An 11679-nucleotide genomic window follows, 5' to 3' on the forward strand; every position below is an offset into this window, starting at 1 on the left:
TGTTTATTGTTTTTTAAATAGAATGGTAATGACCGACCCAATGTTTATTCTGCTGTTTACATGAATCGTCCCGTTATGAAGGTGGACAAGCTCCTTGGCTATCGCAAGGCCGAGGCCCGTTCCGGCAGCGGAATCTTTCGTGTTCGTCCCTCTGTAGTAACGGTTAAACAAATTGGTGATCGTTTCTTCATCCATTCCTTTCCCATTGTCCTTTACTTTCAAAGAAATATGGTTTTTTGTTTGTTCGAGAATGACCTGAATCTCCGTCCCTTTATCATTGTGCTTCACGGCATTTCCAAGCAGATTTTCTAATATGCGCCTGAACCATGCTTCATCGAGCGCAAATTCAATAAGCGCTTCTTTGGACACAAAGGAGATGTCATACCCTTCAGAAAACGGATTTTTCTTAAAATCCTCAATAACATTTCTGAAAAAAGGGATCAGGCTTGTAAGCTTTCTTTCAATTGGAAGAGCGTCATTTTTCAGACGGTATGTTAAATTTAAGTCCTCAATCAGCTTGGACATGTATTCAGATTTTTCTCTGACAACCTGACCCATTTCTTTCACTTCTTCCGGTGACCAGTCATACTGCTTCGACTCAAGCATCATGCTGTAACCGTAAATGCTGCTGAGCGGTGTTTTTAAGTCGTGCGACAAACCCGCAATCCATTCTTCTCTTGTCGCCTGAATTTTTTCTCTGTTTCGTTTATCCCGCCTCAGCGTGTCAGTCAGCTGATCCATTGATTCAAAAATCTCACCGAAGAAGCGGTACGGCTGTTTGATTTTCCCTTTTTTGTTTTTACTGATCGGACGGCCTTCGCGGTTTTTCGGTTCCTCAAGCTTCCCTTTCGAAAGATTAACGAGCCATTTGATCGTGTGAAAAATCGGAAGCCCGAACCGGAACATATACCAAACAGTCATCCAAATGATATACATGAACAAAACGGCCAAAACTAGGAACATCGCCTTTAATACAACCTTCAGAAACGATTTGTTAAACTCCTGATCGGTTACATAGACGGGGTTCGGCACCGTAGCGACCATCCATCTGTCTTTACTAAGGATCTTAACGGAAATCTCCCGCTTATAGTTCCACGGTTTTGAGCTGTATTTAAGCAGCTCCAGCTGGTTCAGCATTTTACTTTCACTTTTTGTGCCATTAATGCTGTCCAGCATGTTTCCATTGCTGTCTAGAAGATAAACGGCGCCTTTCTCCCGCTTAATAGAGTCGATGGTACTGGACTTATAATGTGCGAAAGCGTCTATTTTTTGTTCGTGCTTTTCAATGTCAGTCAGCATCTGTTCGCTCTTTAATTTCCAGCCCGATAACAGGAGATACGACTTGTCTTCAATATCGATGGCCCAATAATTCACCCTATAATGATGAAACTTTTTCGTTTTATAAATAGATAATAGCTCTTTCTTAGTAAAGGATTCGGGCACGTCTTTCGGCACGCTGTAGGAATAAGCAGTTTTCCCTTTCGAATCAATGATTTGCATCCAGCCGTGCTGCTTATCGACAGATTTCTTAAGAAAATCATCCACTTCCCATGTCCCGTCTTCATCTACATCGAGATATGCCTCAAGTGTATCGGTCGTTGCCTTTGTCAGCCCTGAATTGGATTCCGCATCGCTAAATCGCGAGTCTAAATAGAAAAAAGAAGCGACAAGCATAACTGTGAGCAGCAAAATCACAATCAGCATCTGCCCGAAAAAGTGAAACAAAAACTTCCATCTTAATCTCATGACCGCTTGCCTTCGGGATTCGGGATAAAACGGTAACCAAGACCGCGAACGGTTACGATATACTCAGGATTGCTCGGATCGCGCTCGATTTTTTCCCTCAGTTTGCGAATATGCACCATGACAGTGTTGTTGTCACCGTAGGACGGATAGCCCCAAACTTTTTCATAGATTTGATCTTTGGAAAGCACAACATTAGGATGTTCACAAAAATACTGCAAAAGCTGCAAAAGCTGCGCTGAACATGCGACAGCTTCCCCGCCTACAATCAGCTCAGCATTTTGCGGAGAAAATGTAAAATAATCATATGTATATGTTTTATTTGAATTCGTTTCTTTCGACTGATATGTCCGCTTGAGATGCGCCCTGATCCGCGCCGCTAATTCAAGCGGATTAAATGGCTTTGTGATATAGTCATCAGCTCCAACCGCAAAGCCCGACAATTTGTCCGCTTCGGATGATCTTGCAGTCAGAAAAAAGATCGGCGCCTCTGAATATTCTCTGATCAGCGTGCAGGCTTCAAAACCTGACATTCCGCCCATCATGACATCCAGCACGATTAAATCAACCTTATTGGCCTTCACAACCGGAATCGCTTCTTCTGCGCTTGCCGCATCCAATATATTTCGATAACCTTCTTTTTCGAGAACGCGTTTGATCATATCCACAATCGCTTTCTCATCGTCTACGATTAAAATTGACGCATTTTCCACTTTTATGTTCCTTTCTGTCACTGTTTTTTTCATCTTATCATTATATCGTTTATTTTTGGTACATTTTTGAATGGGAAAGCCGGACAAACAGAAAACGGGAACCCAGAAGATTCCCGTTTTTCGTATTTTAGATGATAAATGGTTATGAGTTCTCGTCCGCCATGTGCAATATAAACTCCCAAAACCCCGGAACGTCCTGGCACAAAAGCATATGAGCCTTTTCAAACATTTTGATCTTCAGCTCTTGCTCTAAATCTTCTCTTTCTTGATAGGAGGTATTGCTGAGTTTTTTTCTGATCATCGGTGAAAAGCATGCAATCAGATGTTCAATGTCATACATGTCGTCTCTTTGTTTCTTTTGTTCAAACTGTCTGTTCACAGCTTACTTTTCCCCCTTTTTTCGCGCCGCCAGCTGCTTTCTGATATTCTCAAGCCCCTTTTTATGAATGTTGGAAATGTTTTGCCGGGACTCCCCTAATGAATCTGCAATCTCCTGCATCGTAGCACCGTGAAGATAGACTTTCGTCAGCACGCTTTTTTGTTTGTCAGTCAGATTTTGGATCGCTTGATAGAGCTGATAATCCTGAACATGCTGGCTCAAATCATCCTGCTGGTCTAAAAATGCTTCAAATGCATCGCTTCCCGCTTCGGAAGGAAGCCGTTCTCCTGCTTCCGGATGATCCACTGTCAGCGGATACCGTTTTTGGTTTTTGCGAACCCGCTTATCAAAATCGATAGAAAAGATCCGAATCATTGAATTCATATACTTGACGATGCGAATTTCCTTATAAAATTGCTTGAATTGCTCGTCCAGCGATTTTGCATCTTTTTCGTTCGGGCTTTCCATTACGCTTTTGAACAAACGGTAATGCTGAGGATTGCTCAAAAAATGCTTCACGATGGGATGCTTCATTATCTCCTTACATTTCGACCGCAAAAGACCTTGATAGTCCATCAAACCGCCTCCCTACTAAATTAAATGAAGGAAAGCAAAAAAAAGTAAACTACTACTTTCTGACTAGCGTTTGCCTTACATACTCCAGCCGCAGTTTACGTTTTCTTAGATTTCCTTCACTTATATACATGACTGTAAAAAAGAAGGGAGGTATTTTCCCATGGATCAGGTTTTCATAGAGGAAGTGGTAAAACAGATCGGCAATCTAGGCTTTCCTGCGCTAATTGCCATGTACCTGCTGACCCGATTTGAGAGAAAGTTTGATCAGCTCATAGAACTGATGACAGAACTGAAAGATCATAAAGCAAAAAATTAATTTTCAACGGAAGTTGACTTTTCGCTGTTTTTTTTCACTTAACAAGACAGAAGGGAAAACGAAAGGCCTTTCACCTTCTCTTTCTGCTCACACATTTCATTTTTTAAGGAGGAGACAGTTTTATGAAAAAACAAAACGACATTCCGCAGCCAATCAGAGGAGACAAAGGAGCAACGGTAAAAATTCCGCGCAATATTGAAAGAGACCGCCAAAATCCTGATATGCTCGTTCCGCCGGAAACCGATCATGGCACCGTCAGCAATATGAAATTCTCGTTCTCTGACACTCATAACCGATTAGAAAAAGGCGGATACGCCCGTGAGGTCACCGTGCGTGAGCTGCCGATTTCAGAAAACCTCGCATCTGTAAATATGCGGCTGAAGCCAGGCGCCATTCGCGAGCTGCATTGGCATAAAGAAGCTGAATGGGCTTATATGATTTACGGAAGTGCAAGAGTCACAATTGTGGACGAAAAAGGGCGCAGCTTTATCGATGATGTAGGCGAAGGAGATCTTTGGTACTTCCCGTCAGGCCTGCCGCACTCCATTCAAGCCCTGGATGAAGGAGCTGAGTTCCTGCTCGTGTTTGATGATGGATCATTCTCTGAAAACAGCACGTTCCAGCTGACAGACTGGCTTGCCCACACCCCTAAAGAAGTGATTGCTGCGAACTTTGGTGTAACAAAAGAAGAAATCGCCAATTTGCCTGGCAAAGAAAAATATATATTTGAAAATCAACTCCCAGGCAGTTTAAAAGATGACATTGTGGAAGGGCCGAACGGCGAAGTGCCTTACCCATTTACTTATCGCCTTCTGGAACAGGAGCCGATTGAATCAGAGGGCGGAAAAGTATACATTGCAGATTCAACAAACTTTACAGTGTCTAAAACAATCGCATCCGCGCTCGTAACGGTGGAACCCGGTGCCATGAGAGAGCTGCATTGGCATCCGAATACTCATGAATGGCAATACTACATCTCCGGCAAGGCAAGAATGACCGTTTTTGCATCTGACGGCCATGCCAGAACGTTTAACTACCAAGCCGGGGATGTCGGATATGTTCCATTTGCAATGGGCCATTACGTTGAAAATCTTGGGGATGAACCGCTTGTCTTTTTAGAAATCTTCAAAGACGATCATTATGCCGATGTTTCCTTAAACCAATGGCTTGCTATGCTTCCTGAAAAATTTGTTCAAGCGCACCTTGAATTAGGCAAAGACTTTACCGATATTCTTTCAAAAGAAAAGCATCCGGTTGTAAAAAAGAAATGCAGTAAATAAAAGACTCACAGCTTGCAGAGATCACTCGTTCTCTGCAAGCCTTACTTCATAAGGAGCTGAACCAGTGAAACTTCAAACTTCTACAAAACGTCTATTGCGGCTCTCCGCACAGTACGTGCTGGCCGCCGCCGCAGTGGTATTGACCTATTATACAGTCATTTTCATTTTGTTTTTTTTAGCGGGAACAAGCTACCGCTCAACGGCTCATGTCCTGCTTTTTGCCGTGCTATTCCTTATCCTCGGGTTATTCTTTGAACCTTTTGAACGTCTGATCATACATAGTTTTACATTTTTCAGGACAGGAAAACGCTTATTCATTTTTCTTGCCGGCATCGTACAGCTGCTGTTTTTGTGGATGACTGCTTACACGACAGACCAATTGATGAGCGACATCTGGCTGTCCACTACAGAAGAAATGATCGTCGCAGCCGTTTTTTTGATCTTAGACAAATGCAACTCAGCCCTTCCAAGCTAAAAAAGAACGCATTCCGAATGGATGCGTTCTTTTTATTCATAGCGAAGCGCGTCTACAGGCTGAAGTTTAGATGCCTTGATGGACGGAAGCAAGCCGAAAATAATGCCGACTGCCATTGAAAAGATGAGTGCTCCCGCAACAGCCGGAACGGAGACGATAAAAGGCATCGGAAAAACGACCGTCAGCAGCTTAGCGATGCCGAAGCCCGCCAGGACACCGAGTATTCCGCCAATGCTTGTCAGCACAACAGCCTCGGTTAAAAACTGAAATAAAATCACCCGCCGCTTAGCACCGAGCGCTTTCTTAATCCCGATTTCCCTCGTGCGCTCCGTAACGGAAACGAGCATAATGTTCATAACGCCGATACCGCCGACCAAAAGTGAAATACTAGCGATTCCGCCAAGCAGCAACGCAAAGGACCGGTTAAAGGATTCCATTTCCTGTGCAATCTCCTGAAGATCTACTACGCTGTACTCTGCTTTTTCCAGCTCGGCATCAGACAGTCCTTGGTTTAAAAGATCAGCAGCCATTACACCCGCTTCTTGAATATGCTCAGACGAATCAGCCTGGACAGCAATCTGAGTTGGCGCATCAAAGCCTTCAATGAGCGGCCACACTTTTTTCGGTGCGTACAAAACAGGGTTCGCGTAGTCGCCTTCAAACATACTGTCCTGCTGATTTTTTTCTTTAAACACACCGGCAACCTTAAACGGCACACCATTCATCTCAATGTTTTGATGCAGAGCGTCTCCGTCTGGAAACAGTTCATCTCTGGCGGCCTCATTGATCATCACCGCTTGGCGTGTGCTGTTTAATTCGTTTTCCGTCAGCTTTCTTCCTTCGATTATACGGATTGGGAACATATCAAAATAATCAGCGTCAACTCCGTACACTTGAGGATATGAAACGTTTGTTAAATGAAAAACGCTCGCGTCTTCAGACAAATAGTATAAGGATAATCCTCTGATCATAGGATCGGATTTGATCGCCTTTACTGTTTCTTCCGCTACAGGCGGCGCGGACGTATACGACACCTGAGAAGAGCCGCTGCCCTGCTCTTCCCCGCCCAATGGCTGATAGACAACATTAATCGCGTTATTCCCCATGCCGATCATGCTCTGCTTTAATTGTTCACTTTGGCCCTTCAGCATCGAAACAATCGCGATAATTGCCGCTATGCCGATAATGACACCGAGCATTGTCAAAATCGATCTTAATTTATGAGAAAAGATAGACTGAAAAGAGATTCGAATATGTTCAAGCATGGCTGATATCCCCTCTCTCATCTAAAACCAACTCACCGTCTCTGATAAATACGGTTCTGTCAGCTTTTTTAGCGACGTCCGGGTCGTGGGTAATCATAATAATGGTCTTGCCTTCCTGATGGAGCTCAGAAAACAGCGACAAAATTTGTTCGCTTGATTTCGTATCAAGCGCCCCGGTCGGTTCATCAGCTAAAATAAACCTCGGCTGATTGACAAGGGCCCTCGCTATCGCCACCCGCTGCTTTTGTCCTCCTGACAGCTTCGGAGGCTTGTAAGAGACTCTGTCTTTTAACCCGACCTTTTCCAGTGCCTCATAGGCTCTTTGTCTTCTTTCTTTTTTCTTCACTTTATTGTAGATCATCGGCAGTTCGACATTTTGCAGCGCGGTAAGACGCGGCAGCAAATGAAAGGTTTGAAATACAAACCCGATTGATTCATTGCGGATTTCGGCTAAAGCGCCGTCCTTCCCTTTCAAAATATCTATCTGGTCAAGCGTATACGTTCCTGAGGTTGGCCTGTCCAAACAGCCGATGATATTCATTAACGTTGATTTTCCAGAACCGGAAGGCCCCATAATCGCCAGAAACTCCCCCGCCTGGACAGTCAGATTAATATGCTTCAAGATTGGAACTTCTTCTTTTCCCAGCCTGTACGATTTCGAAATATTATTCAGTGTCAGCATTGACTGTAACCTGCTTTCCTTCCTTGACCGCGGGATCAGGATAGATCACATAATCTTCCGGCGTCAGGCCGTTCTTAATTTCCACCATGTCATTTTTATCAGTATCCCCGAGTTCCACAGGCTGTTTGACCGCTTTCTGCTTCTCATCCGCTTTCCACACGTATGGTTCGCCGTCATCCTGAATGACCATGTCGGACGGCAGTTTAATGGTGTCCGCATCAGCCTCATCACCCATCACTTCGATGTTGACATGATAGCCGACTTCGAGACCCTTATGGCTGTCTAATATAATAGTGAACGGATAGTTAGAGGATTGAGGGTTCATTTCTTCCTCAGCAAAACTTTCTGATTCCTCACCCTCGCCTGCTCCCGCTGGAAGCTTGCCGATCGAGGCGACCTTTCCTTTCCACTCGCCTTCACCGCCTGTTTTCAGCGTAACTCTGACTTTGCTGCCTTTTTTAATTGTGTCCATTAACAGCTCGTTGATTTGGCTTTTGACCAGGTACTTCCCCGTCGAAACAATCTGGATATACGGACCTGCCGCTTGGTCACCTGTTGCTCCGTCAGCGATATCCTGATTGACGCTTTGAACGATCCCGTCATGCTTGCTTGTCATGACATTGGAACCTTTGTTTTTTGTCAGGGCAGCCAGCTCTTTTTGATGCTGCTTCAGCTCAAGCTGGCTCGTTTTCAAATCGAAATTGGCCTGATCAAGCTCATCTTGAAGCTGTGATTTCTCCTCTTTTCCGGCCGCCTTCAGCTTCTTTTCCGTTTCCGTTATTGATGTTTGCAAACGGCTGATTTGCAGATTTGTCATTTCGATTTGCAAATTGGCTTGCTCAGTCTCGTCGGAATGATCCTCACCCTCATACTCAAAAAGCTTATCGCCCTTTTTAACCTGGTCGCCTTCTTTGACATATGTTTTTTTAATGCTGCCTTTTTCCGGATCAATATATACCTTCTGCTGTTTCTCAGGCTCAACCTTTCCGGAAAACGTTTGGCCAGATTCTGATTCTCCTCCCATGTACACAGCTACCGACTCGGCATAAGGCTCCGATGTTACGGCAACTTGGTTCATGTGAGTAAAAAAGGTAAAACCGACGGCTCCGATCCCAGCCAATACAAGCACACCGGCACATATTGCACCGCCAATAAGCCATTTTTTCTTCTTGGACACCACGATCTCCTCTTTCTGTAAAATATGTAATATTTACGAAACATTCTACCGATATTATCTATTAATTCAAAAAGACTTTCAATCTATTTCTTGAAATAATGGAACCAAATAGTAAAATTGTATTTTCGCAGACAAAAATAAAAAAATCCCGGCTCTGAACCGGGATTTTTCTTACACAGAAACTAGCGTTTTGTCATTTTTAATCAGGTCATAAGTCAAACATACAGGTTTATTTGTACGCGGATCAGTCACAATCTCGGCATCAATCTGAAATACCTGCTTCAGAATGTCCGGTGTCATGACCTCCAGTGCGGTGCCTTCCTTGATGACCGTGCCTTTTTTGAGTGCGATCATATAATGAGAAAAACGGGCCGCATGGTTAAGGTCATGAATGACCATTAATATCGTCCGCCCCTGCTCTTTGTTGAGTCTGTCAAGCAGCTGCAGAATTTCAAGCTGGTGGGCGAGATCAAGATACGTTGTAGGTTCATCCAGCAGCAGCAGCTCAGTCCCTTGCGCAAGCGCCATGGCTATCCATACACGCTGACGCTGTCCGCCTGAAAGTGCCTCAATCGGCCGTTCAGCGAATTCGGCCATGCCTGTTTCTTCAAGCGCCCATTTGATAATCCGGCGATCTTCATCATGTAATCTGCCAAATCCTGATTGATGCGGAAACCTGCCGTACGACACCAATTCAGACACAGTTAAACCGTTCGGCGCTTCAGGTGTCTGCGGAAGAATCGCCATATCTTTCGCAATGTCCTTTGTAGACATTTTATGAATGGCTTTGCCGTTTAAATAGACGGCGCCTGTATGCGAACGCATGATTCTCGACATTGTTTTTAAAATCGTTGATTTCCCGCAGCCGTTCGGGCCAATTAAGGTGGTGATTTTCCCTTTAGGAATCGAAATATTTAAATCCTCAACAATCACCCTGTCGCCATAACCAATTCCAAGCTGATCGGTTGTTAATGAATGCATATTCGGCCCCCTCCTCTAATTCGTTTTCATCAATAAATATATAAAGTAAGGCGCACCTAACACGGAAATGACAAGCCCGACCGGAATTTCTGACGGTGCCAATACATTCCTCGCAAGCGTATCAGCGAGCAAAAACAGAAATGCGCCAATGAAGGCGGAGACCGGTATCAGCGTCTGGTGACGAGGTCCAGTAAGCCTTCTTGCCACGTGGGGCGCAATCAATCCTAGAAACGCGATGCCCCCTGCAGCTGCCACACATGAAGCGGCAAGAGTGACCGCTGCCAGAAGAAGAATCCGTCTTTCCCTTTCAACAGCAGTGCCCAGCCCTGTCGCTAATTGGTCTCCAAGCTGCAAAATATTCAAATAGCGTGCCTTATATAAAGTAAACGGCAGCAAGATCACAATCCAAGGGAGGATCGCCCAGATCATATTCCAGTTTGCCCCCCAGATCGAGCCGGATATCCAAACCGCAGCTTGCATAAAATCATGAGGGTCCATCTTGAGCTGAAAAATCAGCAGCAGGGCGTTAAATCCGGCATTCACGCCAATGCCGACTAAAATCAGCCGAATCGGTGTCACGCCTTTCTTCCAAGCCAGAAGATAGATCAGAAATGCGGCGAGGATTGCGCCTGCCAAAGCACTGAATGGCAGCATAAATGTTCCGAAAAAACCGAGATCTGAAGCTGATCCTTGAAAAAAGTAAATGAAAAGCACAACTGCTAGTGAGCCGCCGGCGTTAATTCCGAGAATACCCGGTTCAGCCAGATCATTTTGAGACACGCTTTGCAAAATGGCTCCGGCAACAGCGATCCCTGCCCCAACGAGCAAGGAAAGGATGATTCGGGGCAGCCTGAACTCAAATAAAACCAGTTCATCACGCGCCGTTCCTTGGCCGAAGAAGACCTGAAGCGTTTTAAGCGGCGCAATTTTGATAACGCCCGCATTCAAGCTGATAAAAAAGACCAGCACGATGAGCAGAAAGGTTACAGCCATCACAACGAGCGGTTTTTTTGTTTTTGTTTTCATTACAGCCCTCTCCTTTCACGGCGTGCCAAATAAAAGAAAAAGGGAACGCCGATGAGAGAGGTCAGCGCGCCGACAGGCGTTTCAAAGGGCGCGTTTACAAGTCTTGCCGCAATATCAGCAAACACAAGCAGAACAGCGCCAAGCACCGCCGAGCAAGGAATGATCCAGCGATAATCCACACCGACTAAAAACCGGGTAATATGGGGAATGATCAGTCCGATAAATGCGATGGTGCCGGCAATTGATACCGCAGCTCCCGTCAAAATCACAACGACAAGCATGCCAACTGCCTTCACCGCTGATGTATATTGTCCAAGCCCTTTCGCCAGCTCGTCACCGAGACTCAGCACTGTCACCGACCGGGCGATGATAAAAGCAAGCGTTAAACCGACAGCCCCTGCGAGAAGCAAAAGGTGGACACCCGACCATTTCACACCCGCTACACCGCCTGCGTACCAAAAGCTGATATCCTGAGCGACATCAAAGCGAATTGCAACAGCGGTTGAAACCCCCGTAAAGAAATAAGTGACTGCTGTTCCCGCGAGCGCAAGCTTTACAGGCGTAAGTCCGCCTCTTGCAAACATGCCGATGCCCATTACCGTTGATGCCCCCAGCCCAGCTCCTGCAAAGGACCATAGTACAAGCCCCATCGCAGAAAGCCCTGGAAAAAAGGCAAATGCAATCGAGATGGCAAACGCGGAGCCAGATGTAACGCCCATAATCGAAGGCTCTGCCAAAGGATTTCTCGTCATCCCCTGCATAATCGCCCCCGACACTGCTAATAAAGCGCCGACAAGCGCGGCTGCAGCCGTTCTCGGCAGCCGAAGGTCGTGTATGATTTGGTGGGACGTTTCAGTCGGCTGAAAATGAAAAATGGCGTCCCATATGGTGCGCAAATGAATATCTGCTGCACCGAGAGATATGGATAAAAGCGCGCCAAAGCCTAGCAAGCATATCCCTGCAATAAGGACGATGACCGCGCTATATGACCTTGACGTCCATTGGATGTCTTCTGATGTAGTCTGGCTATATTTCTTATGACTCAACAGCCGTACTTCCTTTCCGA

13 protein-coding genes are annotated in these 11679 nt (G+C 45.4%); 3 read left to right on the forward strand and 10 right to left on the reverse strand.

Translation table 11 applies throughout. The features are described 5' to 3' along the window. Positions 1 to 3: 3 nt before the first annotated feature. The 4 genes from yvrG to sigO form a co-directional block, all read right to left on the reverse strand. The gene (yvrG, locus tag G4P54_RS17075; RefSeq protein ID WP_167873322.1) at positions 4 to 1746 is read right to left on the reverse strand and encodes a two-component system sensor histidine kinase YvrG; all 1743 of its coding nucleotides are present in this window, start codon (positions 1744 to 1746) and stop codon (positions 4 to 6) included. Further along, on the reverse strand, positions 1743 to 2456 hold the full coding sequence (yvrH, locus tag G4P54_RS17080; RefSeq protein ID WP_024713560.1) for a two-component system response regulator YvrH: 714 nt from the start codon (positions 2454 to 2456) through the stop codon (positions 1743 to 1745). Before yvrH ends, yvrG begins: the two co-directional genes overlap by 4 nt. A gap of 142 nt (positions 2457 to 2598) precedes the next feature. Beyond that, positions 2599 to 2835 (reverse strand): sigma-O factor regulator RsoA, encoded by a 237-nt coding sequence (gene rsoA / locus G4P54_RS17085; RefSeq protein ID WP_024713559.1) that lies wholly within the window; start codon positions 2833 to 2835, stop codon positions 2599 to 2601. Between the two features lie 3 nt (positions 2836 to 2838). After that, positions 2839 to 3369: an RNA polymerase sigma factor SigO gene (gene sigO / locus G4P54_RS17090; RefSeq protein ID WP_167873904.1), complete on the reverse strand. Its 531-nt coding sequence runs from the start codon at positions 3367 to 3369 to the stop codon at positions 2839 to 2841. A gap of 202 nt (positions 3370 to 3571) precedes the next feature. Between sigO and G4P54_RS17095 the strand changes: the two genes are divergently transcribed. The 3 genes from G4P54_RS17095 (at position 3572) to rsiO (ending at position 5482) form a co-directional block, all read left to right on the forward strand. Further along, positions 3572 to 3727: a YvrJ family protein gene (locus tag G4P54_RS17095; RefSeq protein WP_032681714.1), complete on the forward strand. Its 156-nt coding sequence runs from the start codon at positions 3572 to 3574 to the stop codon at positions 3725 to 3727. A gap of 122 nt (positions 3728 to 3849) precedes the next feature. After that, a complete protein-coding gene (gene oxdC, locus G4P54_RS17100; protein WP_167873323.1) occupies positions 3850 to 5007 on the forward strand; it encodes an oxalate decarboxylase in 1158 nt (385 codons plus the stop codon). A gap of 64 nt (positions 5008 to 5071) precedes the next feature. Further along, positions 5072 to 5482 carry an acid stress-sensitive anti sigma factor RsiO gene (rsiO, locus tag G4P54_RS17105; protein WP_167873324.1) on the forward strand — a complete coding sequence of 137 codons (411 nt, stop codon included), beginning with the start codon at positions 5072 to 5074 and terminating at the stop codon, positions 5480 to 5482. Positions 5483 to 5514: 32 nt separating this feature from the next. On the opposite strand, the gene G4P54_RS17110 is transcribed toward rsiO, so the two are convergent. From G4P54_RS17110 to G4P54_RS17135, 6 genes are all read right to left on the reverse strand, one after another. Further along, entirely contained in the window at positions 5515 to 6747 is a 1233-nt protein-coding gene (locus G4P54_RS17110) for an ABC transporter permease (protein WP_167873325.1), read from the reverse strand. Next, positions 6740 to 7429, reverse strand: a complete 690-nt coding sequence (locus G4P54_RS17115; protein WP_024713554.1) for an ABC transporter ATP-binding protein — start codon at positions 7427 to 7429, stop codon at positions 6740 to 6742. Before G4P54_RS17115 ends, G4P54_RS17110 begins: the two co-directional genes overlap by 8 nt. Beyond that, a complete protein-coding gene (locus G4P54_RS17120) occupies positions 7413 to 8606 on the reverse strand; it encodes an efflux RND transporter periplasmic adaptor subunit (protein WP_167873326.1) in 1194 nt (397 codons plus the stop codon). Before G4P54_RS17120 ends, G4P54_RS17115 begins: the two co-directional genes overlap by 17 nt. Before the next feature lie 171 nt (positions 8607 to 8777). Beyond that, positions 8778 to 9587, reverse strand: a complete 810-nt coding sequence (locus G4P54_RS17125) for an ABC transporter ATP-binding protein (protein ID WP_024713552.1) — start codon at positions 9585 to 9587, stop codon at positions 8778 to 8780. A gap of 15 nt (positions 9588 to 9602) precedes the next feature. Further along, positions 9603 to 10613, reverse strand: coding sequence for a FecCD family ABC transporter permease (locus tag G4P54_RS17130; protein ID WP_167873327.1), 1011 nt, complete (start codon positions 10611 to 10613; stop codon positions 9603 to 9605). Continuing rightward, complete coding sequence (locus G4P54_RS17135) at positions 10613 to 11659, reverse strand: FecCD family ABC transporter permease (RefSeq protein ID WP_024713550.1); 1047 nt, start codon at positions 11657 to 11659, stop codon at positions 10613 to 10615. The genes G4P54_RS17130 and G4P54_RS17135 overlap by 1 nt, the downstream gene beginning before the upstream one ends. Positions 11660 to 11679 lie beyond the last annotated feature (20 nt).

The organism is Bacillus tequilensis (assembly GCF_012225885.1).
In the GTDB taxonomy this organism is placed as follows: domain Bacteria; phylum Bacillota; class Bacilli; order Bacillales; family Bacillaceae; genus Bacillus; species Bacillus tequilensis.